Annotated in this window: 17 protein-coding genes and 1 other RNA gene; 8 read left to right on the forward strand and 10 right to left on the reverse strand. The window is 70.0% G+C overall.

Annotated elements, in window-relative coordinates; all coding sequences use genetic code 11:
• Positions 1-4 precede the first annotated feature (4 nt).
• Together katG and AC0LPE_RS14625 are read left to right on the forward strand one after the other, a co-directional pair.
• The gene (katG, locus tag AC0LPE_RS14620) at positions 5-2,191 is read left to right on the forward strand and encodes a catalase/peroxidase HPI (RefSeq protein WP_490604735.1); all 2,187 of its coding nucleotides are present in this window, start codon (positions 5-7) and stop codon (positions 2,189-2,191) included.
• A 246-nt stretch (positions 2,192-2,437) separates the two neighbouring features.
• Positions 2,438-2,773, forward strand: a complete 336-nt coding sequence (locus tag AC0LPE_RS14625; RefSeq protein WP_039958655.1) for a hypothetical protein — start codon at positions 2,438-2,440, stop codon at positions 2,771-2,773.
• Positions 2,774-2,780: 7 nt separating this feature from the next.
• Here the strand turns inward: AC0LPE_RS14625 and AC0LPE_RS14630 are convergent, their stop codons facing one another.
• The 3 genes from AC0LPE_RS14630 to AC0LPE_RS14640 all read right to left on the reverse strand — a co-directional run bounded on the left by AC0LPE_RS14630 (position 2,781) and on the right by AC0LPE_RS14640 (position 8,780).
• The gene (locus tag AC0LPE_RS14630; RefSeq protein WP_490604736.1) at positions 2,781-5,792 is read right to left on the reverse strand and encodes a bifunctional [glutamine synthetase] adenylyltransferase/[glutamine synthetase]-adenylyl-L-tyrosine phosphorylase; all 3,012 of its coding nucleotides are present in this window, start codon (positions 5,790-5,792) and stop codon (positions 2,781-2,783) included.
• 14 nt (positions 5,793-5,806) lie between these two features.
• On the reverse strand, positions 5,807-7,144 hold the full coding sequence (locus AC0LPE_RS14635; RefSeq protein ID WP_016690827.1) for a glutamine synthetase family protein: 1,338 nt from the start codon (positions 7,142-7,144) through the stop codon (positions 5,807-5,809).
• Between the two features lie 85 nt (positions 7,145-7,229).
• Entirely contained in the window at positions 7,230-8,780 is a 1,551-nt protein-coding gene (locus AC0LPE_RS14640) for an alpha/beta hydrolase (protein WP_088897258.1), read from the reverse strand.
• Between the two features lie 185 nt (positions 8,781-8,965).
• On the opposite strand from AC0LPE_RS14640, the gene panB reads away from it, so the two are divergent.
• The 4 genes from panB (at position 8,966) to pip (ending at position 14,116) form a co-directional block, all read left to right on the forward strand.
• Positions 8,966-9,826 carry a 3-methyl-2-oxobutanoate hydroxymethyltransferase gene (panB, locus tag AC0LPE_RS14645; protein WP_490604737.1) on the forward strand — a complete coding sequence of 287 codons (861 nt, stop codon included), beginning with the start codon at positions 8,966-8,968 and terminating at the stop codon, positions 9,824-9,826.
• A 112-nt stretch (positions 9,827-9,938) separates the two neighbouring features.
• Positions 9,939-12,641, forward strand: a complete 2,703-nt coding sequence (locus AC0LPE_RS14650) for a cation-transporting P-type ATPase (protein WP_006554419.1) — start codon at positions 9,939-9,941, stop codon at positions 12,639-12,641.
• A gap of 71 nt (positions 12,642-12,712) precedes the next feature.
• Entirely contained in the window at positions 12,713-13,153 is a 441-nt protein-coding gene (locus AC0LPE_RS14655) for a hypothetical protein (protein ID WP_033097808.1), read from the forward strand.
• A 51-nt stretch (positions 13,154-13,204) separates the two neighbouring features.
• A complete protein-coding gene (gene pip, locus AC0LPE_RS14660) occupies positions 13,205-14,116 on the forward strand; it encodes a prolyl aminopeptidase (protein WP_420714497.1) in 912 nt (303 codons plus the stop codon).
• Between the two features lie 56 nt (positions 14,117-14,172).
• Here the strand turns inward: pip and AC0LPE_RS14665 are convergent, their stop codons facing one another.
• From AC0LPE_RS14665 to rnpB, 4 genes are all read right to left on the reverse strand, one after another.
• Complete coding sequence (locus tag AC0LPE_RS14665; RefSeq protein ID WP_160875578.1) at positions 14,173-14,775, reverse strand: CHAP domain-containing protein; 603 nt, start codon at positions 14,773-14,775, stop codon at positions 14,173-14,175.
• A complete protein-coding gene (locus AC0LPE_RS14670; RefSeq protein ID WP_490604738.1) occupies positions 14,765-16,174 on the reverse strand; it encodes an RNB domain-containing ribonuclease in 1,410 nt (469 codons plus the stop codon). Before AC0LPE_RS14670 ends, AC0LPE_RS14665 begins: the two co-directional genes overlap by 11 nt.
• Positions 16,175-16,217: 43 nt before the next feature.
• Entirely contained in the window at positions 16,218-16,400 is a 183-nt protein-coding gene (locus tag AC0LPE_RS14675) for a hypothetical protein (protein WP_006554424.1), read from the reverse strand.
• 245 nt (positions 16,401-16,645) lie between these two features.
• Positions 16,646-17,053, reverse strand: an RNA gene (rnpB, locus tag AC0LPE_RS14680) — RNase P RNA component class A.
• Between the two features lie 55 nt (positions 17,054-17,108).
• On the opposite strand from rnpB, the gene AC0LPE_RS14685 reads away from it, so the two are divergent.
• Positions 17,109-17,630 (forward strand): DUF1697 domain-containing protein, encoded by a 522-nt coding sequence (locus AC0LPE_RS14685; protein ID WP_088897252.1) that lies wholly within the window; start codon positions 17,109-17,111, stop codon positions 17,628-17,630.
• A 107-nt stretch (positions 17,631-17,737) separates the two neighbouring features.
• Entirely contained in the window at positions 17,738-18,982 is a 1,245-nt protein-coding gene (locus AC0LPE_RS14690; protein ID WP_088897251.1) for a lipase family protein, read from the forward strand.
• Between the two features lie 137 nt (positions 18,983-19,119).
• On the opposite strand, the gene AC0LPE_RS14695 is transcribed toward AC0LPE_RS14690, so the two are convergent.
• From AC0LPE_RS14695 to AC0LPE_RS14705, 3 genes are all read right to left on the reverse strand, one after another.
• Positions 19,120-20,277, reverse strand: a complete 1,158-nt coding sequence (locus AC0LPE_RS14695) for a bifunctional RNase H/acid phosphatase (protein WP_160875584.1) — start codon at positions 20,275-20,277, stop codon at positions 19,120-19,122.
• Positions 20,274-21,011 carry a zinc ribbon domain-containing protein gene (locus AC0LPE_RS14700; RefSeq protein WP_016690838.1) on the reverse strand — a complete coding sequence of 246 codons (738 nt, stop codon included), beginning with the start codon at positions 21,009-21,011 and terminating at the stop codon, positions 20,274-20,276. Before AC0LPE_RS14700 ends, AC0LPE_RS14695 begins: the two co-directional genes overlap by 4 nt.
• Positions 21,012-21,077: 66 nt before the next feature.
• Entirely contained in the window at positions 21,078-22,226 is a 1,149-nt protein-coding gene (locus tag AC0LPE_RS14705) for a Nif3-like dinuclear metal center hexameric protein (protein ID WP_490604739.1), read from the reverse strand.

The following is a 22,226-nucleotide window of genomic DNA, read 5'->3' on the forward strand; positions in this document are numbered from 1 at the left end:
CGCAGTGTCCGAAAGCGAAAACCCGGCAGTCCCCTCCCCCGAGCCGTCACCGCACCGGCCGAGGACCAATCAGGACTGGTGGCCGGACCAGCTGGATCTGACGGTCCTGCACCAGCATTCACCGCTGTCCAATCCGTTGGAACCCGACTTCGACTACTCGAAGGAAGTCGAATCCCTCGACGTCGAGGCGCTCCGTCAGGATCTGATCGACCTGATGACGGATTCCCAGGACTGGTGGCCGGCCGACTTCGGCCACTACGGGGGTCTGTTCATCCGCATGAGCTGGCATTCGGCCGGCACCTACCGCATCGCCGACGGTCGCGGCGGCGGCGGCAAGGGTGCGCAGCGGTTCGCGCCGCTCAACAGCTGGCCCGACAACGTCAGCCTCGACAAGGCACGTCGCCTCCTGTGGCCGATCAAGAAGAAGTACGGCCGCAAGCTCTCGTGGGCCGACCTGCTGGTCTTCGCCGGCAACTGCGCCTACGAGTCGATGGGTTTCAAGACCTTCGGCTTCGCGTTCGGCCGCGAGGACATCTGGGAGCCCGACGAGGTCTTCTGGGGTCCGGAGGACACCTGGCTCGGCGACGAGCGCTACGCCGGTGAGCGTGAACTCCAGGGCCCGCTGGGCGCCGTCCAGATGGGTCTGATCTACGTCAATCCCGAAGGCCCGAACGGTAACCCGGAGATCCTCGCGTCCGGACGCGACATCCGGGAGACGTTCGGCCGGATGGCGATGAACGACGTCGAGACGGCCGCGCTCATCGTCGGCGGTCACACCGTCGGCAAGACGCACGGCGCCGCCCCGGCCGACAATCTCGGTCCCGAACCCGAGGGTGCCCCGCTCGAACAGCAGGGTCTCGGCTGGAAGAACTCGCACGGCACCGGTGCCGGTGGCGACACGATCACCAGCGGTCTCGAGGTCACCTGGACGCCGACTCCGACGAAGTGGGACAACAGCTTCCTCGAGACGCTGTACGCCTACGAATGGGAGAAGACCAAGAGCCCCGCCGGTGCGTGGCAGTGGACGCCGAAGGGTGGCGCCGGCGCGGACACTGTGCCCGACGCCCACGACCCGACGAAGAAGCACGCGCCGGGCATGCTCACCAGCGACCTCGCGCTGCGGTACGACCCCATCTACGGGGAGATCACCCGCCGCTGGCTCGATCATCCCGAGGAACTCGAGCAGGAGTTCGCCAAGGCGTGGTTCAAGCTGCTGCACCGCGACATGGGCCCGATCTCGCGGTACCGCGGACCGTGGATCCCGGAACCGCAGATCTGGCAGGACCCGGTGCCGGACGTCGACCACGAGCTGATCGACGACAGCGACATCGCGTCGCTCAAGGCGAAGGTCCTCGACTCGGCAGCGACGATCCCGCAGCTCGTCGCCACCGCGTGGGCGTCGGCCGCGAGCTTCCGCGGCACCGACAAGCGCGGCGGCGCGAACGGTGCACGGGTGCGGCTCGAACCGCAGAAGGACTGGGAGGCCAACGAACCCGAGCAGCTCGCACAGGTGCTGCAGATCCTCGAGGGCATCCAGCAGGACTTCAACGGCTCCGCCGGCGGCGGCAAGAAGGTCTCCCTGGCGGATCTGATCGTGCTCGCCGGTAACGCCGCGGTGGAGAAGGCCGCCGAGGATGCGGGACACGACATCACGGTTCCATTCTTCCCGGGCCGCACCGATGCGAGCCAGGAGTGGACCGACGTCGAGTCGTTCGAGGTGCTCGAGCCGAAGCACGACGGTTTCCGCAACTACCTGCGCGGTGAAGAGAAGCTTCCGCCCGAGAAGCTGTTCCTCGAGCGCGCCAACCTGCTGACGCTGACCGCTCCCGAGACGACGGTGCTCGTCGGCGGTCTGCGTGCGCTCGGCGCGAATCACGGCGGCAGCAAGCACGGGGTCTTCACCGACCGCCCGCAGACCCTGACGAACGACTTCTTCGTCAATCTGCTCGACATGGGGACCGAGTGGAAGGTCTCGCAGAACAGCGAGGGCGTCTACGAAGGACGCGCTCGGGGATCGGACCAGGTCAAATACACCGCGACCGCCGTCGACCTGGTCTTCGGGCACAACTCGCAGCTGCGGGCGCTCGCCGAGGTCTACGCGACCGACGATGCCGGCCCGAAGTTCGTCCGCGATTTCGTCGCGGCCTGGACGAAGGTGATGAACCTGGATCGTTTCGATCTGAAGAAGTGACCGCGCCGGCGGTCCACGACCGCGCCTGACGCACCGTCCCGGAGCCACCCGTCGTGTTCGGCGGGTGGCTCCGTCGTGTGCAGGGGGTCGTGCGCAGGTCCGCCGAGCCGAAACCGACTGGACAGCCGTACTGCACACGGGTGTACCGTGAGGACACAGCTTTGGTGATGTTCGTCACACCCGCTCGCGGGGGAGTGGATGCGACGTGGTCCGTATCCGAACGACACGTCTCCTCGGGAGGCCACCATGCGTAGATCCCTCGTTTCGGCAGCATGCGCCGCTGTCATGCTGTCCCCCGTCCCTCTGTCCGTCGCACTCGCAGGCACCGCAGCGGCCCAGACCGACATCTCCGTCGTCGGCATGTCGCAGGAGCAGGCACAGCAGGTGCTCTCCGACGCGGGAGTCCCCTACATCATCCTCAACCGGTCCGGCAGCACCATGCAGAACTGCAGGGTGACCGAGCAACGCGACCGCGGCTACGACGTCGAGGTCGAGTACGACTGGGACCACGAGAACAAGGAGTGGGACAAGACCGAGGTCGAGGTCTGGCGAGGACTCGCACTCGTCGTCTTCTGCGACTGATGGTCCGTCAGTCCCAGAACACCCGCTCGACGACCGCCCGCGCCCGACGCGTGACGCGTAGGTAGTGGTCGAGGAACTCCGACGCGTCCTCACCACGCCACCCCGTCACGCGGGCAACGGCTTCGAGCAGCCGTCCCGGCCCCGGGAGCTGGTCGGTCGGTTTGCCGCGGACGAGCACGAGACAGTTCCGCGCATCCGTCGCGGTGATCCATGCCGTGCGCAGGAGTTCGACGTCGGTCGCGCTGAGCAGTTCCGCCGCGCCGATGCCGTCGAGCGCCTCGAGCGTCGAGGTCGTGCGGAGCGCCGGGAGCCGGTAGGCGTGCTGGAGTTGCAGCAGCTGCACGGTCCATTCGATGTCGGCGAGGCCGCCCCGTCCGAGTTTGGTGTGGGTGGCCGGGTCGGCCCCGCGCGGCAGCCGCTCGGAGTCCACGCGTGCCTTGATGCGCCGGATCTCGCGGACGGCCTCCTGCGAGACCCCGCCCTCCGGATAGCGCACCTCGTCGATCATGTGCAGGAAGCGGGTGCCGAGTTCGCGGTCGCCCGCGACGGCGTGTGCACGCAGCAGCGCCTGCACCTCCCACACCTCGGCCCACTGCGTGTAGTACGCCCGGTAGGACGCGAACGTCCGGACGATCGGGCCGCTGCGACCTTCCGGACGCAGATCCAGATCGACCTCGAGCGGTGGGTCGGTGCTCGGTGCGCCGAGCAGTCGCCGTACCTGCTCGGCGATGCTCGTGGCCCACTTGACCGCCTCGGTCTCGTCGGCGTCCGGCAGCGGGTCGCACACGAACAGCACGTCCGCGTCGGATCCGTAGCCGAGTTCGCCGCCTCCCAGCCGGCCCATCCCGATCACTGCGATACGCGCCGGCGCCGGTCTGCGGGACTGTTCCGAGCCCCGGATCACCGCGTCGAGCGCGGCTTCGAGGACACCCGCCCATACCGTGGACAGCGCCCGGCACACCTGCGGCACGTCGAGCATGCCGAGGATGTCGGCGCTCGCGACGCGCGCGAGTTCGGCGCGGCGCAGCGAACGCGCGGCGGCGATGGCGCGAGCGGGGTCGGAGTAGCGCGAGGACGATGCGACGAGGGCGCGCGCCACCTCGGGTGGGTTCGCCTCGAGCAGTCGCGGCCCGGTCGACGCGTCGGCGTACAGGCGGATGACCTCGGGAGACTTCACCAGCAGGTCGGCGACGTAGGCCGACGAGCCGAGCACCGTCATGAGACGTTCGGCGACGGCCGGCTCGTCGCGCAGCACCCGCAGGAACCAGACGGTGTCGTAGAGCGCGTCGGACAGTCGCCGGTAGGCCAGCAGACCGGCGTCGGGATCGGTTGTCTCACCGAGATATTCGAGCAACTGCGGGAGCAGCAGCGCCTGGATGCGCGCTTTGCGGGAGGCTCCCCCGGACAACGCCGCCAGATGTTCCATCGCGTGCTGCGGGCCGTTGTAGCCCAGCGCGGCGAGCTGGCGGACGGCCGCGTCGGGCGACAGCCGCAATGCTTCCTTGTCGAGCTTGCTCACCGAGTCCAGCAGCGGCCGGTAGAACAGGCGCGCGTGCAGTTTCCGGATCCGGGACGAGTTGCGCTTGATCTCCGATTCGAGGACGCCGAGCGCGTCCTTGCGTCCGTCCGGCCGCATGTGCGCGGCGCGCGCGAGCCACCGCAACGCCTCGCGGTCCTCCGGCGGCGGCAGGGTGTGGGTCCGCTTGAGCCGCTGAAGCTGCAGCCGGTGTTCGAGCAGGCGGAGGAACTCGTAGGACGCCCGCATGTTCGCGGCGTCGTCGCGCCCGACATACCCGCCGTCGGCGAGCGCACACAGCGCTTCGACGGTGTTGGGCACGCGCAGCGCTTCGTCGACGCGACCGTGCACGAGTTGCAGCAACTGCACGGCGAACTCGACGTCGCGGAGGCTGCCGCGTCCGAGCTTGAGTTCGCGTTCGCGCAACTCGGGGGGCACCATCTCCTCGACCCGGCGGCGCATCGCCTGCACGTCGGGCACGAAGTCCTCGCGTTCGGAGGCGGTCCACACCATCGGACTCAGGGCGTCGATGTACCGGCGGCCGAGGTCGAGGTTCCCGGTCATCGGCCGCGCCTTGAGCAGCGCCTGGAACTCCCAGGTCTTCGCCCACCGGTTGTAGTAGGCGACGTGGGATTCGAGGGTGCGGACGAGCTCACCGCGCTTGCCCTCCGGCCGCAGCGCGGCATCGACCTCGAAGAAGGCCGACGTCCCGATACGCATCATCTCCCCGGCGATCCGGCTCGCACGGGCATCGGCGGGTTCGGCGACGAAGACGACGTCGACGTCGCTGACGTAGTTCAGCTCGCGCGCACCGCACTTGCCCATCGCGATGACGGCGAGGTCGATCGGGCACGGACCCTCCGGGATCACCGTGGACACGGCCACCGCGAGGGCAGCGGTGAGCGCCGCGTCGGCGAGGTCGGCGAGCAGCGCCCCCACCTCGAGATAGGGCAGCACCGGTTCGTTCTCGACGACCGCCGCGAGGTCTGCGGCGGCGATCAACATGAGCTGGTCGCGGTAGGTGGTGCGCAACGCCGCGACGGCGTGCGGACCGACGAGCCCGGCCCGGTGGATCAGCCGGCCGGGACGCCCGTCGGGTTCGGGTTCGGCGTCGACGCTGTCGAGCATCCGCGCCGTGAAGGTGTGCTTGTCGGGCAGTGCCGTACCGCCCGCGAGCATCTTCCAGCGATCGGGATTGGCGACGACGTGGTCGCCGAGCGCCGACGACGCCCCGAACAACCCGAACAACCGGCCGCGCAGACGCGTGTCGGAGCGCAGCGCCGAGTCGAGCTCGGCCCAGTCGTCACCGAGCGCGTCGGCCAGGCGCGTGAGGGTGCGCAGGGCCAGGTCGGCGTTGGGGGCACGGGACAGCGCCCACAGCAGTTCGACGCTGTCGGCGTCGTTCCATCCGAGTCGAGCGAGCTCGGCGGGGGCGGTCGGCTCGACGAGGCCGAGCCGACCGGGGCCGGGAACTACCGAACGCGCGCTGGGCGGTCTCACCACGCTTCCATCGTCGCTTACAACCCCAGGTACTGCTCGAGTTCGAAGGGAGTGACCTGGCTGCGGTAGTTCTCCCACTCCCGCCACTTGTTGCGCAGGAAGTAGTCGAAGACGTGCTCACCGAGGGTTTCGGCGACCAGCTCGGACTTCTCCATCTCGCGCAGCGCGATGTCGAGATCGGTGGGCAGTTCGCGGTAGCCCATGGCGCGACGCTCGGCGGAGGTCAGCGACCACACGTCGTCCTCGGCCTCGGGAGCGAGCTCGTAGCCCTTCTCGATGCCGCGCAGACCGGCCGCGAGAAGCACCGCGAAGGTCAGGTAGGGGTTGCACGCCGAGTCCGGGGTACGGATCTCCACACGACGCGACGACGCCTTGTTCGGCGTGTACATCGGGACGCGGACGAGCGCGGACCGGTTCGACGGGCCCCAGCACGCGGCCGTGGGGGCTTCTCCCCCGTGCACGAGACGCTTGTACGAGTTGACCCACTGGTTGGTGACGGCACTGATCTCGTTGGAGTGCTCGAGGACACCGGCGATGAACGCCTTGCCGGTCGCCGAGAGCTGCAGCGGGTCGTCGGGGTCGTGGAAGGCGTTGGTCTCGCCCTCGAACAGCGACATGTGGGTGTGCATCGCGGAACCGGCGTGGTCGCGGAAGGGCTTGGGCATGAACGTCGCCCGCACGCCCTCCTGCATCGCGATCTCCTTGACCACGTAGCGGAAGGTCATGACGTTGTCGGCCATGGACAGCGCGTCGGCGTAGCGCAGGTCGATCTCCTGCTGGCCGGGTGCGGTCTCGTGGTGGCTGAACTCCACCGAGATGCCCATGGACTCGAGAGCGTCGATCGCGTGGCGCCGGAAGTGCGGGGCCGAGCGGTGCACGGACTGGTCGAAGTAGCCGCCGATGTCGGCCGGGACGGGGGCGCCGCCCTCGGGGCCGTCCTCGACGAGGAAGAACTCGATCTCGGGGTGCACGTAGCAGCTGAAGCCGAGATCGGAGGCCTTGTTGAGCTGGCGGCGCAGCACGTGGCGGGGGTCGGCCCAGCTGGGGGTGCCGCCGGGCATGGTGATGTCGCAGAACATCCGGGCCGAGTACTGGTGACCCCGGTCGTCGACCCAGGGCAGCACCTGGAAGGTGGTGGCGTCGGGACGCGCGACCATGTCGGCTTCGGAGATCCGGGAGAAGCCTTCGATGGCCGAGCCGTCGAATCCGATGCCCTCCTCGAAGGCGCCTTCGAGTTCGGCCGGCGCGATCGCCACCGACTTGAGGGTGCCGACGACGTCGGTGAACCACAGGCGCACGAACCGAATGTCGCGCTCTTCGAGGGTGCGGAGCACGAACTCCTTCTGGCGATCCATACTCGCGAGACTAGGCACAATCCGTTAATTCCGTGTTACATCAGGTGACACTTGCGGATGGCGTGTCGCTCACGCCCGTCGACGCTCAGCAGTGAGGATCACTTTCCGGCACCGTCGAATCCACAAGATAGCTGGTCACGGCGGTGTCGACGCACGCGTTGCCGTCCAGGGCGACGGTGTGCTGAGTTCCCTCGAAGGTCACCAGGACACCGCCGAGCCTGGCGGCGAGTTCGACTCCTGCGCCGTAGGGCGTCGCCGGATCGCCGGTTGTCGAGACCACGAGCACGGGCGGCAGATCGCGGACGTCGGGGGTGTGCGGCTCCCCCGTCGCCGGAACGGGCCAGAAGGCACACACGTCCAGGGCCGCGGATCCGGTGCCGCGGCCGTCGTCGAGGAAGGGGGCAGCCGCGCGGAACCGCATGTCGAGTTCGCCGGCCAGGGCCCGGTCGGTCACCGGCGGGTCGTCGACGCACCGGACGGCGTTGAAGGCGTCGGTGATGTTGCTGTAGGTGCCGTCCTCGGCGCGGCCCTCGTAGAGGTCGGCGAGTCGCAGCAGGGTGTCGCCCGTGCCGGTGGTCGCGAGCGACTCCAGCCCGCCGCGCAGCGAACCCCACAGGGTCGGCGAGTACAGGCCCTGCTGCACACCGGTGATGGCGTCGCGGTGGCTCAGTCCGCGCGGGTCGGTGGTGGGTGCCGGAGCGTCGAGCAGCGGGTCGACGAGGCTGCGAAACCGCTCGGCGGCCCGGGCCGGATCGGTGCCGAGCGGGCACCCGGCGTACTGCGCGCAGTACGCCGCGAATTCGTCGAAGGCCTTCTGGAAGCCCTCGGCCTGCAACACGATCTCCTCGACCGGGTCCTGTTCCGGATCGATCGCGCCGTCGAGCACCATCGCCCGCACCCGGCCCGGGAATGCCTCGGCGTAGAGGGTGCCGAGGCGGGTTCCGTAGGAGTAGCCGAGATAGGTCAGCGCGTCGTCCCCGAGGACGCCCCGGAGGACGTCCATGTCCTGCACGACCTCCCGGGTGCCCAGGTGCGCGAGCAGATCGGTGCCGTTGCGTTCGGCGCACAACTCCGCGTACTCGCGATTGCGCTTCTCCGTCGCGGCGATGCCCTCGGGGCTCGTGTCCCCGTCGTCCACAGCGCGGTCGGCGTCGAACTCGGCGTCGGTGAGACAGCGGACCGCCGGTTCGGACGAGCCGACACCGCGGGGGTCGAAGCCGACCACGTCGAAGCGGTCGGCGAGGACGGTGCCGTCGGCCGCGAGCGCGGTGGACAGTCCCGAGGCGCCCGGGCCGCCGGGGTTGACGAGCAGGGAACCGATCCGGTCGCCACCGGCGGGCAGTCGCGACACCGCGAGGGTGATCACCTCACCGTTCGGGTCCTCGTAGTCGAGGGGAACCTCGATGCGTGCGCACTCGACACCCTGACGCACCATCATCGGCCCGTCGGCGCCGTACGAGCTGCACGACTCCCAGTCGACGTCCTGCTCGTAGAACCGCTCGAGTCCCGGAACCACTCCGACCGCCGACGGTTGCCGCTCCTCCTGCGCGGTGTCACCGCACGCGGTCGCCGCGGCAGCGGCCACGAACGCCAGGACGGACAGACGACGGATGCGCGCGCGAGCAGGGTGGGGCACGATCCGATCGTGCCACGCTCCGGCCTGCCTGCAGCGGCACGACCTGCACTCCCTCCCGAACGGTCGTGCGGTGTGACGAATCGCACCGCTGCGCGGTCTTCGTGCGCCCGGACCCGAGTGGCAGACTGAGACAGTCATCACCCGACCCGGGGACCCCGAGGGCCTCGAGGAAGAAAGGGACAGTGATGTCCGACAACGTGACGTCCGTATACGGTGGCGCGACCTCCGCCGCAGCCCCTGCCGACACCCCCAAGCGCAAGACGCGAGTCCATCACCTGCAGGCGATGAAGGCCGAAGGCCGCCGCTGGGCAGAGTTGACGGCCTACGACTACTCCTCCGCCCGCATCTTCGAGGAGGCCGGTATCCCCGTCCTGCTCGTGGGCGATTCCGCAGCCAACGTCGTCTACGGCTACGACACCACGGTGCCCGTGACCGTCGACGAACTCCTCCCCCTCGTCCGCGGTGTCGTGCGCGGTGCCCCGCACGCGCTCGTCGTCGCCGACCTGCCGTTCGGCTCGTACGAGGCCTCGCCCGAACAGGCCCTCGCCACGGCTGTGCGGTTCATGAAGGAGGGCGGCGCCCACGCGGTGAAGCTCGAGGGCGGCGAGCGGATGGCTCCGCAGATCGCCGCGATCACCGCCGCCGGCATCCCCGTGCAGGCACACATCGGCTTCACCCCGCAGTCCGTGAACACGCTCGGCGGCTTCCGGGTGCAGGGCCGCGGCGACGGCGCCGAGCAGCTCGTCGCCGACGCGATCGCCGTCCAGGAGGCGGGTGCGTTCTCCGTCGTGATGGAGATGGTGCCGGCCGAGCTGGCCGGGCAGGTCACCCGCAAGCTGAGCATCCCCACGGTCGGCATCGGCGCGGGCAACGAGTGCGACGCGCAGGTGCTCGTCTGGCAGGACATGGCCGGCTACACCAGCGGCAAGACCGCGAAGTTCGTCAAGAAGTTCGGGCAGGTCGGCGACGAACTGCGCCGCGCCGCAACACAGTACGCAGCAGAGGTCGGGCAGGGCACCTTCCCGGGGTCCGAGCACTCCTTCTGACGATCGCTCGTTTGCCGAGGGGCACCACCGACCGCGGTGGTGCCCCTCGTGCGTCCGGGATCACCGCCGTCCCGGGGTGCCCGCGGAAGCGACACTGAGTAAAATTTCGGTAATGAGCCACCCCTGGCACGCACTCGATTCCGGTGACACGCTCGCCCGGCTCGAGACCACCGAAGCGGGACTGACCACGGCCGAGGCGACCCGCCGGCGGGAGCTGTACGGACCCAATGCGCTGCCCGCTCCCCGCTCGGATCGCTGGTGGTGGCGACTGCTGCGACAGTTCCACAACGTCCTGCTGTACGTGATGATGGCGGCCGCTGTCGTCACCGCGTTCCTGGGCCACTGGATAGACACGGCAGTCCTGATGGGTGCCGTGATCGTGAACGCGCTCATCGGTTTCGTCCAGGAGGGTCGCGCCGCGTCCGCGCTCGACTCGATCCGTGCCATGCTCGCGCCCCGGACGCGGGTCCACCGCGACGGCCGGATCGTCGACATCCCCGCGGCAGATCTCGTGCCGGGCGACGTGGTGCGCCTCGCCTCCGGCGACCGCGTCCCCGCCGACCTGCGGATCCTGAGCTCGCGTGAGCTGCGCATCGACGAGGCGGCCCTGACCGGTGAATCCGTGCCCGTCGCCAAGACACCGGACCCGGTCGACGCCGACACCGAACTCGGCGACCGCAGATCGACGTGCTTCACCGGCACCGTCGCGGTTTTCGGCCAGGGTGACGGCGTGGTGATCGCGACCGGCTCCGACACCGAACTCGGCCGCATCAATGCCCTGTTGTCGGGTGTCGACCGCGCGGCCACACCGTTGCTCGAGCAGATCGGCCGCTTCGGCCGTTGGCTGGCGGCGGTCATCCTCCTCGCGTCCGCCGTGACCTTCGCGCTCGGTGTCGTGTGGCGCGGCGAGAGCCCGGCGGAGATGTTCACCCTCGTGGTCGCGTTGGCCGCCTCCGCGATCCCCGAGGGACTCCCGGCCGTGATGACCGTGGCCCTGTCCCTCGGCGTGCAACGCATGGCCCGGCGCAACGCCGTCATCCGGCGCCTTCCTGCCGTCGAGACCCTCGGCTCGGTGACGGTGATCTGCTCCGACAAGACGGGCACGTTGACCCGCAACGAGATGACCGTGCAGAAGGTCGTGTGTGCGCACCGCACCGTCGAGGTGGGCGGTGTCGGTTACGCGCCGATCGGTTCGATCATCGCCGCCGAGAGTGGCGATCCGGTCGATCCGCACACCGACCCGGCACTCGATCTGGCCGTCCGCGCCGGTGTCCTGTGCAACGACACCGAGGTGGTCGAGGAGGACGGCGTGTGGGAGGTGCACGGCAACCCCACCGAGGCAGCGCTCGTCGTCCTCGGCCGCAAGGCCGGCCTGCCCACCGCGGCGGCCCACGAGCGGTGGCCGCGCCTCGATGTCGTCCCGTTCGAATCCGAACACAAGTTCATGGCGACCCTGCACCCGCACGACGACGGTCGCCGCGAACGCATCCTGCTCAAGGGCGCCCCGGAGCGGGTCCTCGTCGCCTGCACCGGCCAGCTCGGCGCCGACGGCGTGGTACGCCCCGTCGACGAGGCCTACTGGACCCGCCGCGCCGACGAGATCGCGGCCCAGGGCCTGCGCGTGCTGGCCCTCGCGTTCCGCGACCGCGAACCGGAGGACGGCGTGCTCGCCTTCGAAGACGCCCGGCACGACTTCACGATGCTCGCTCTGGTCGGCATCATCGACCCGCCGCGCGAGGAGGCGATCACGGCGGTGCGCGAATGCCACCGCGCCGGGATCACGGTGAAGATGATCACCGGTGACCACGCCGCCACCGCCGCCGAGATCGGGGCGCAGATGGGTCTCGGCACGGGTTCGCGGGCGATGACCGGCGCCGAGATCGAGACCCTCGACGATGCGGAACTGCGCCGGGTCGTCGCGGAGACGGACATCTTCGCGCGCACCAGTCCCGAGCACAAACTCCGTCTGGTGCGCGCCCTGCAGGCCGGCGGTCACGTCGTGGCGATGACCGGCGACGGTGTGAACGACGCGCCGGCGCTTGCGCGGGCCGACGTCGGGGTCGCGATGGGCATGACCGGAACCGAGGCCGCCAAGGAAGCGGCCGACGTCGTTCTCGCCGACGACAATTTCGCGAGCATCGCCGCCGCAGTCCGCGAGGGCCGCGGCGTCTACGACAACCTGAAGAAGTTCGTCCTCTTCATGCTGCCCACCAACGGCGGTGAGGCGCTGGTGGTCGTCGCCGCCATCCTCTTCCAGCTCACCCTGCCGCTCACACCCGCGCAGGTGCTGTGGATCAACCTCGCCACCGTCAGCACCCTCGGTCTGGCGCTCGCGTTCGAACCGACGGAGAAGTCGGTCATGCTCCGCAGGCCGCGACCGCCCGGGGAATCACTGCTGTCCCGCTTCTTCGTCTGGCGCGTGGTGATGGTGTCGGTGCTGATGATGGTCGGCTCGCTCGGCCTGTTCCTGTGGGAACTCGACCGCGGTGCACCGGTGGAGGTCGCGCGCACGCTCGCGGTGGACGCGATCGTCGTGGCCGAGATGTTCTACCTGCTCAACAGCCGCCGCATCCGCGACACGGTCCTCACCCGCGACGGGCTGTTCGGGAACCGGTACGTGCTTGCTGCGATCGCGGCGTGCGCCGCGTTGCAACTGTTGTTCACCTACGCCCCGTTCATGCAGGCGATCTTCGGGTCCGCCGCGATCTCGTGGGCGGACTGGGGCAAGGTGCTCGCGGCGGGCCTGCTGGTGTTCGTCGTCGCCGAGTTCGAGAAGTGGGTGGTCCGGCGCCTGCGACCGGCACCCGTGTCCTGACCGCCGACGGCCCCGTCCCCGGCCGGTGGCAGACTCGACGACGATCCGACCGTACGACCCGTGAGGTGTCCATGCAGATCCGCTCCAGTCTCGTTCCCGCCGTCGCCGTCGCGCTGGCAGGTGTTCTCGCGGCGTGCGCGCCGGCCCAGGACCCGGCACCGACCGGCACGTCCACCGAGTCCCCGGTGACGACGGAGACGACATCGGCTGCGGGGTCGAGCCCCGCGGAGGCCGGAGCGGGTGGCTTCACCGAGGCGCAGGCCGCAGATCTGTGTGCACGCCTCGAGGGCCAGCTGTCGAACTGGCGCACCTACACCCCCTCGGTGGGGCGCGGTGGCCTCAACATCCTCGTCGGCGAATGGGGTGCGGCGAACGGTGTCGACCTCGTCGCGCTCGCGGGCGACCGGGGCCGCATCGATGCGGCGACCTCCGCGCAGTGCCCGGAGGTGCGCGAGGAGGCCGTGCAGGCACTCGAGATCCCCGATCTCGCGTCGGGCCTCGTCGGGTTCTGATCCGTGGAGCGACGCGAACTGTATCCGCCGGTCGAGCCGCACGAGACGGGCATGCTCGACGTCGGTGACGGCCAGCAGCTGTACTGGGAGGTCAGCGGTAATCCGCAGGGCAAGCCCGTGGTCTTCCTCCACGGCGGTCCGGGCGGCGGCACCGCGCCGCAGCACCGGCGCTTCTTCGACCCCGCCGCCTACCGGATCGTGTTGTTCGACCAGCGTGGCTGCGGCCGGTCGCAACCCCACGTGGCCGACGGCGCCGACCTGTCGGTCAACACCACCGACCATCTGGTCGCCGACATCGAGCGGCTGCGCACCTTCCTCGGCGTGGACCGGTGGATGGTCTTCGGCGGGTCGTGGGGCTCGACGCTCGCCCTCGCCTACGCCCAGCGGCACCCGGAGCGCGTCACCGAACTCGTCCTGCGCGGGATCTTCCTGCTGCGCCGCAGCGAGATCGACTGGTACTACAACGGCGGCGCCGGGCAGCTGTTCCCCGAGGCGTGGGAAGGCTTCTGTGCCCCGCTCGCGGCCGCAGAGCCGGGCGAGCATCCCGTGGACGTCTACCACCGCCTGCTGCACTCGAACGATCCGGACGTCGCCCTGGACGCGGCGATCGCGTGGTCCACCTGGGAGGGCGCCACGAGCTCACTGCTTCCGAACCCGGATCGCGTCGCGGAGACGGCCGAACCCCGGTTCGCGCTGGCCTTCGCGCGCATCGAGAACCACTACTTCCACCACCGCGGCTTCTTCGACGAGGGCGCACTCCTGCGCGACGCGCATCTGCTGCGCGACATCCCGGGCGTGATCGTGCAGGGCCGCTACGACGTGGTGTGCCCGGCGCGCAGCGCGCACGACCTGCACGAGGCATGGCCGTCCTCCCGTCTGCACATCGTCGACGATGCGGGACACGCGGCGACCGAACCGGGGATCGTGCACCGGCTCGTCGAGGCCACCGACGGCTTCCGCTGACCCGGATCGGTCGGGCATCCGCCGGCGCGGATCAGGCGGGCAGCCGCCGGGGCGGATCAGTCCGGCAGCCGCCCGAAGCCGACCACGGCGTCGTCCCCGGTCACGTCGAGTTCGTGGACGCGGATGCGGCCCATCTCGTTGCCGCCGACGGTGATCGCGGAATCACCGTCGACGGCGACGACGATGTTCGTGTGCTCGCGCTGACCGACGCCGATCCCGTTGTGGTACAGCACCACATCGCCGACCTCCGGCCGGTGGCCCGTGCCCGCCGGTTCGTAGCGGCCGGCCTGTTCGTAGAACTCCTGGAGCGTGAACACACCGGGGATCCGCCAGTGCCCCGAATGCGGATTGGACAGTGGCACACCGGCTTCCCGCATGATCCAGCTGACGAAGTCGGCACACCACGGTTCGCGGACACCCTCCGAGTAGAACGTGCCGGGATGTTGCGCCTCGTGTTGTTCCTCGAGCAGTTCGACGATCCGCACCTGCGTCGGCGACAACGCCGAGGTGTCGATCTCCGGGAATGCCGCACTGTCCCACGGGAACAGCCGGTTCGGCAGGATCCACCACACGAGCAGCGCGAGCACCGCACACAGTGCGAGCACAACGGCGAGGACGGCAGCGACCGGCCGTCGCCGCCGCGTCGTCTCACCGGTCATGGTCGAAGCGGATCTTGCGTGCCTGCGGGTCGGCGAGGGTGAGCCGCACCCGCACCGTGCCGCCCTCCTCCGGCGCACCGCCGCACGGGCCGATGACGGTCTCGGAGGCGACGAACACCTCCGCGTCGCGCCGCTCGGTGGCCTCCTTCAGGACCGTCGCCTCGAAGGTCTCCCCCACCCGCGGCGCGAGCACGACCGCCTCGGTCAGGTCGATGCATGCCCGGTTCACCTTCCCGGCGAGCGAATCGGTCGACGACATGATCTTCGGCATCGCGGACAGTTCGGCGCGGACCGCCTCCGGGACGTCCCGGCCCGACGACACCGCGAGACACACCTCGGTGGCGTAGCGGTCGGACAACCGGCGCAGCGGCGCGGTGACGTGCGCGTAGGGCGCACCGATCGCGCCGTGCAGGATCGTCTCGGGCAGTTCACCGTCGAACGCCGCATACGACGCCCCGCGCAGCAGCGTCGGCGCTTCGCTCATCAGCACGAGCGTCTTCGGGTCGTTGGCGTCGAGCGAGGCGAGGAAGGCACCGACACCGAGCCCCGACGGCCACGGCACGTCCAGCGACCGCGCGGTGCGGCGCAGAGTATCGACCGCGGCGGGATCGGCGGGCGGGAGCGTGCGCAGCAGGCCGACCCGCGCGTCGATCATCATCTGCGCGGCGCACATCCCGGTGAGCAGCGAGATCTCCGAGTTCCACTCGTCGGCCTCGGTGCGCGGCTCGATCTGCAGCGTCCAGCCGTCGCCGTGCTGCACGACGTCCTGCGCGGGCAGGCGCAGTTCGATCGCTCCACGAGCGAGCGCCGCGGCCGCCCGCAACCGCCCGAAGTCGGGCAACGCCTCGACGGACGGATGCAGCCGGCCCGCGTCGGCGTCGCGCTGCACTCCGGCGTAGTCCATGCGTGCGACCGACCGGACGAGGGCGCGCCGCACACTCACCGCGACGGGCTCGGCGCGGTGGTCGGTCTCGATCCGCCACAGCGCCGCCGGACGGCCGGCGTCCGGCAGCAGGCTCGCGGTGCCCTCGGACAGCTCGCGCGGATGCAGCGGCACGGAGCCGTCGGGCAGGTAGAAGGTCTGCCCACGGCGGTGTGTCTCGGCGTCCAGCGCGCCACCCGGTTCGACGAGTGCGTACACGTCGGCGATCGCGTAGTGCAGTACGAAGCCGTCGTCGGTGCGTTCGAGGTGCAGTGCCTGGTCGAGGTCCATCGATCCGGGTGGGTCGATGGTCACGAGAGGAAGATCGGTGCGGTCCTCACGGACGTCCGCGTAGCGGTCGGTCGCGTGTCGCGCCTCGGCGAGTGCGTCCGGCGAGAACTCGTCGACAAGGTCGAATTCGGCGCGCACGTCGGCGAAGTCGATCGCAGGCGCGACGACGATGGGAGTGGTCACCACGATGCTCGTGAACTCCTGGTGGTCCGGATGCTCGTCGTCGAACTCAGCCGTTCTTCCAGTCGTCGTCGGCGGCGTCGGCCGCCTTGTTCCGTTCTGCCGCGATCTCCAGCGCCCGCTGAGCGGTCTCCCTGTCCGGGTAGGGACCCATGCGGTTGAGGGCGTGCGGATCCTTGCCCTGGGAGACCTTCCCGGTGCGCACGTCGTAGTACCAGCCGTCGTCGCTCATGGTCTCAGTGTGCCCGAATCGCGCCTGTCTGTACGGACAACCCGTCGGCAGGCGTGGCGCGGTACTGTCGGGCCGCACACCCGTGCTCGATGTCCGAACGAAGGAGCAAGCAATGTCCTACATCCTCTACGACGCGTTGCTGCCCTGGCTGGGTCCGGATGCGGCCTCGTACTGGGCGCACCTGCTGGTCATCGATCCGATCTGACCCGACCGGCAGCAACGCGGTGGGATCGGGAGACGCCGGGCGAACGAGCCGGCCTGTAAGCCGGATCCTGTCCCCCGCCGAAACGGGGTGGCGACCATCCATCTGGGCACACCGTCGCCGGGTACCTCGAGCGGTTCACCCGCAGGCTCGGGCGAGCAGCCCTCGAACACCTGCGCAGCCGCACCGCACGCGGTGCGACCTTCAACCTTGCTCCGGGCGGGGTTTACCTAGCCGCCCCGGTCACCCGGGGCGCTGGTGCGCTCTTACCGCACCCTTTCACCCTTACCTGCCGTACGGCAGGCGGTTTGCTTTCTGTGGCACTGTCCCGCGAGTCACCTCGGGTTGCCGTTAGCAACCGCCCTGCTCTGTGGAGTCCGGACTTTCCTCGATTCAGGGCCTGGCACCATGCGGTACCGGTTCCCTGCTCCGCGGCCGCCCGGCCGACTCGTTCGCTCGACCAGACTAGCCCGCGGTGTGTCGGCGCCGCCAACTACGGTGCACTCATGACGCGACTCGTGGCCCTGCTGCGCGGAATCAACGTCGGCGGCATCCGAATCCGGATGGCCGATCTGAAGGAGGTCTTCGTCGGCCTCGGCTTCGAGAACGTCCGCACCGTCCTCGCCTCCGGCAACGTGCTCTTCGACGCCGCGGACGACCCCGCCACCGCGAAGGCCGCGATCGAGGCCGCGCTCACCGAGCGGTTCGGTTACGAGGCCTACACCTTCGTCGTCGAGCAGTCGTATCTCGCGCGGGTCGTCGAGGCGTATCCCTTCGACGCCGCACGCACCGACCGGCATTCGTACGTCGTGTTCGCCTCCGATCCCGCCGCGCTCGAACCGCTGGCCGCCCTCGCGGACGATCTCGATCCGGACCTCGAATGCATCGAAGCGGGCGAGGGTGTCCTCTACTGGCAGGTCGTGAAGGGGGCGACGCTCGACAGTGCCGTGGGGAAGCAGTCGGGTTCGGCCCGGAACAAGGCGACGACGACCGTCCGGAATCTCAACACGCTGCGGCGACTCGTCTGACCGAGCAGGTCACCGGCCTGCCGCTTCATCGGGAGGATCCATTGCACCTGCGTACAGACTGCAGGTAGCGTCCCTCCTCGACGTTCGTTCCGTTCGGAAGGTCCAGGATGCGCAGGCGCACCGGAGTATTCGCCTCGATCGCCGCGGCCGCGCTCCTCGCGACCACACCGACAGTGGCGAACGCGGAGTCGGACACCGACTTCTACACGCCCCCTCCGGCCTTCGAGACGGCGCCGCTCGGCGACGTCCTGCGCACCGCACCGTCGGTCGCCGCCGTCGTCCCGAACACCCCGGCCGTCCTCGACGCGGCCGTCACCCGCGTGATGTACCGCAGCACGAACGCCACCGGGGGTCCGGTCGCCACCGTCGGCACCGTGCTCGTCCCGTCGCAACCGTGGTCCGGCCCCGGACCCCGGCCCACCGTCGTGCTCGGTCCCGGCACGCAGGGCATGGGCGACCAGTGCGCACCGTCGAAGCTCATGACCTTCGGCCAGGAGTACGAGTACATCCACATCGGTCCGATGCTCGCGGCCGGTTACGCCGTCGCGGTCACCGACTACGAAGGACTCGGCACACCCGGCGTGCACCCCTATCTCAACCGCGAGTCGCAGGGACGGGCGATGCTCGACCTCGCGCGCGCCACCCGGTCGCTCGGCGATCTCGGTCTCGACCCCGACGGCCCGATCGCGTTCTGGGGATATTCGCAGGGCGGCATGGCATCCGCATCGGCTGCCGAACTCGCCTCGACGTACGCCCCCGAACTGTCGGTGGTCGGCGCCGTGGCGGGCTCACCGCCCGCCGACCTGGGCGATCTCGCCGTGGCCGGCGACGGATCCCTGCTCTCCGGCGGGATCGGCTGGGTCGTCGACGGTTTCATCTCGGCCTACCCCGAGCACGCCCCGTCGCTGCTGGCGGCGTTCAATCCTGCCGGACTCGACGTCCTGCGTCGCGCCGAGACGTCCTGCGTCTTCGACGCGTTCACCCTGAATCCGTTCGGGCAGACCTCGTCGTACACGGTCGACGGACGGCCCATCGCCCAGCACCTCGGTGACGAGCCGTGGGCGTCGCTGGTCGCCGAGCAACAACTCGGCAACCGCGCCCCGTCGATGCCGGTCTTCGTGGCGCAGAGCACCGGCGACGACTTCGTGCTCGTGCAGGGTGTCGACACGATGGTCGACAAGTGGTGCTCGGCCGGCGCCGACGTCACCTACCGCCGCTACGACGTCGGACCCGTCCTGACGAAGACCGGGACGGGCCACCTGATCGGCATGTTCCCGGCCGTCGTCGAAGGCCTCGACTGGCTCGCTCAGCGATTCGCCGGCCAGGAATCCCGGTCCGGTTGCACCACCTGACATCCCCGCCGGGAAAAATTTTCCCGGCAACCGTGTAACACGGTCGGGCGGCCGACAGATAAGCCTGATGAGTGGCCGCGCAGGCAACCCCCCGACATGTCTGCGCGGCCACTTTTCGTTTCGCGACCGCTACCCGTTCACAGGTGCGAGGTGTCGTTGACGAGCCGCACCGACGAGCCACCGTCCGCGTAGAACTCGGTGATGCTGAGCGACGCGAGATCCAGGTGCAGGCGGTACAGCAGCGACGGCCCCGATTCGAGCGCCATCTGCAGGAACGTCTTGATGGGCGTGACGTGCGAGACGACGAGCACGGTCGTGCCGGCGTAGTCGGTCAACAGGTCGTCGCGCACCGACGCGATCCGCTTGGCCACCTCGTCGAAGCTCTCGCCGTTCGGGGGTCGCACGGAGGTGTCGCCGAGCCAGCGCCGGTGCAGTTCGGGGTCGCGACGAGCGGCCTCGGCGAAGGTGAGACCCTCCCAGTCGCCGAAATCCGTCTCGATGAGTCCGTCGTGCACCGTCACCGGGAGATCGAGGGCGTCCGCGGCCGCAGCGGCGGTCTCCCGCGCGCGCCCCAGTGGAGACGACAGCACCGCGGTGATCCCCCCACGGGCACCGAGCCGCCGGGCCGCGGCGACCGCCTGGTCGCGACCGAGTTCGGTGAGCTCCGGGTTGCCCCGCCCCGAGTAGCGACGCTCGACCGACAGCGAGGTCTGCCCGTGACGCAGCAGCAGCAGACGGGTCGGTGTCCCGACCGCACCGGTCCAGCCGGGCGAGGCGGGAACGGCCGGATCCGGCACCGGCACGACCGGCGGGGTCGTGACGTTCTCGGTCCGCGCGCCCACCTGCACCGGGCGCGCCACGGTGTCGGACGCGACGTCCAGCATCGCTTCGGCCGCCGCGTCCATCGCGGCGTTGGCCAACCGGTCGGCGTGGGCGTTCTCAGCACGCGGGATCCACGTGTAGTCGACACTGCGGAACCGGCCGGCCAGCTCACGTGCCCGCGCGGCCAGCGGGATCATGTCGGCATGCTTGACCTGCCACCGGCCGCTCATCTGTTCGACGACGAGCTTGGAATCCATGCGGACGTGCACTTCGTCGGCGCCCAGTTCGGCGGCGGCGGTGAGACCGGCGATCAGGCCCTTGTACTCGGCGACGTTGTTCGTCGCGCGCCCGATGCTCGCTTGACGTTCGGCGAGGACGGTGCGATGGTCGGCATCGAAGACCACGGCACCGTAGCCGGCCGGTCCGGGATTCCCGCGGGAACCGCCGTCCGCTTCGACGACGACCGTCGTCACAGCCCGGATTCCTTGGTGCGGACCAGGATCGCGTCGCACTCCGGGCACCGGACCAGCAGGTCGGCGGGTGCGGCGGCGATCCGGGCGATCACACCGCGGTCGAGCTCGATACGGCACGCGCCGCAACGACGGGCCTGCAACAGTGCGGCGCCGATGCCGGACTTCTCGCGCTGCTTCTCGTAGAGGGTCACCAGTTCCGCGGGGAAGACGGCGAGCAGTGCCTCGCGGTCGCTGCGGCACCGCTGCTCGGCCACCTCGATGTCGGCGAGCGCCTCGTCGCGGGCGCGGACGGCGTCGCCGAGCTGGTCGTCGACCTGCGAAACCTGCGCGCCGGCGTGGTCGTGGTCGGCCTTCGACGCCTCGCGTCGCTCCATGACCTCGAGCAGGTCGTCCTCGAGTGCCGCCTGACGACGCTCGAGGCTGGTGAGCTCGTGCTGCAGTTCGGTGAGCTGCTTCGATCCCACCGAGCCGCTCTGGAGCATCGACCGGTCGCGGTCGGCGCGCATGCGCACGGCCTCGATCTCGCCCTCGAGCTTCCGGATGTCCCGGTCGAGGTCGTCGAGGATGATCTCGACGGCCACCGCGGCGTCCTTGCGCGCGTTGCGCTCGGTCTGCAGGCGGTCCACCTCCTGCTGTTCGGGCAGTGTCCGACGGCGATGCGCGAGGCGGTTCAGCTCTGCGTCCACGGCGGCGAGGGACAGCAGCTTGGCCTGCACGGTGGGTTCGACGTTCACTCGGGTGGTTCCTGCTTTCGATGGTGGGCCGGGAGTCGGCGGGCACGCGGGACGTGTCGTAGCTGATTACCGTACCGCGCCCGCCGCGGTCGTCCAGGGATCGGTGCGCAACTCGCTGACCCGCGCCTGCCAGCCGTCCCGATCGGCGAACGCCCCGTCGAGGACGTCGCGGGCCTGCGCGCACCACGGGTACTCGCTCGCCCAGTGCGCGACATCCACCAGCGCGGGACCTCCGGCGCGCAGATGCTCGTCGGCGGGATGGTGCCTCAGATCGGCGGTGACGTAGACGTCGGCACCCTGCGCGGTGGCGAGTCCGAGGAAGGAATCACCGGATCCGCCGCACACCGCCACGGTCCGCACCGGCCGCTCGGGGTCGCCCGCACCGCGCACACCCCATTCGGTGGCCGGCAGTGCGGCGGCGACGTCGGCAGTGAACTCGCGCAACGTGCGGGTGTGCGGCAGCTCCCCCACCCGGCCCAGACCGCGATCGCTCGGCAGGTCGGCGAGTTCGATGATGTCGAAGGCCGGTTCCTCATAGGGGTGCGCATCGCGCAGGGCCGCGAGCACCGCCGCGCGCGACCGGCGCGGCGCGATGACCTCGATCCGGTCCTCGGGGACGCGTTCGAGGTCACCGACCGAGCCGATGGCCGGATCCGCGCCGTCGACCGGGCGGAACTGGCCGGTGCCCGTGGTGGACCAGCAGCATTCGCGGTAGTTGCCGAGGGCACCCGCGCCCGCCTCGAACAGTCCCGCGCGCACCGCGTCGGCGGCGTCGGACGGCACCATGACGACCCACTTGTCGGTCGCCGGTTCGGGCTTGGCCTCGAGCGGTCGCAGCCCGGTCAGGCCCAGCGCCCCGGCGAGCGCGTCCGAGACGCCGGGGTTCGCGCGGTCGGCGTTGGTGTGCGCGGTGAACAGGGCGCAGCCGCCGCGGATGAGGCGGTGGATCAGCGCGCCCTTGGGGGTGTGCGCGCCCACGGTGTCGACTCCGCGCAGCAGCAGCGGGTGGTGCACGAGCAGCAGTTGCGCGCCCCATTCGAGTGCCTCGTCGACGACGGCCGCGGTCGCGTCGACGGCGAGCAGCACCTTGCGCACCGGCTCGTCGGGGTCGCCGGCGACGAGTCCCACCGAGTCCCAGCTCTCCGCCAGCGACGGCGGGTAGGCCGTCTCCAGAACGTCGATCACCTCACGCAGCGTCGCCGCCGTCACGTCCAC

The organism is Rhodococcus sp. S3, from assembly GCF_058211795.1.

Bases quoted from the DNA above. Each gene is read 5' to 3' on its own strand.
- AC0LPE_RS14625 (WP_039958655.1), top strand. From the start codon at position 2,438: ATGCGTAGATCCCTCGTTTCGGCAGCATGCGCCGCTGTCATGCTGTCC.
- AC0LPE_RS14635 (WP_016690827.1), bottom strand. From the start codon at position 7,144: ATGGATCGCCAGAAGGAGTTCGTGCTCCGCACCCTCGAAGAGCGCGAC.
- panB (WP_490604737.1), top strand. From the start codon at position 8,966: ATGTCCGACAACGTGACGTCCGTATACGGTGGCGCGACCTCCGCCGCA.
- AC0LPE_RS14650 (WP_006554419.1), top strand. From the start codon at position 9,939: ATGAGCCACCCCTGGCACGCACTCGATTCCGGTGACACGCTCGCCCGG.
- AC0LPE_RS14655 (WP_033097808.1), top strand. From the start codon at position 12,713: ATGCAGATCCGCTCCAGTCTCGTTCCCGCCGTCGCCGTCGCGCTGGCA.
- pip (WP_420714497.1), top strand. From the start codon at position 13,205: ATGCTCGACGTCGGTGACGGCCAGCAGCTGTACTGGGAGGTCAGCGGT.
- AC0LPE_RS14665 (WP_160875578.1), bottom strand. From the start codon at position 14,775: ATGACCGGTGAGACGACGCGGCGGCGACGGCCGGTCGCTGCCGTCCTC.
- AC0LPE_RS14675 (WP_006554424.1), bottom strand. From the start codon at position 16,400: ATGAGCGACGACGGCTGGTACTACGACGTGCGCACCGGGAAGGTCTCC.
- AC0LPE_RS14685 (WP_088897252.1), top strand. From the start codon at position 17,109: ATGACGCGACTCGTGGCCCTGCTGCGCGGAATCAACGTCGGCGGCATC.
- AC0LPE_RS14690 (WP_088897251.1), top strand. From the start codon at position 17,738: ATGCGCAGGCGCACCGGAGTATTCGCCTCGATCGCCGCGGCCGCGCTC.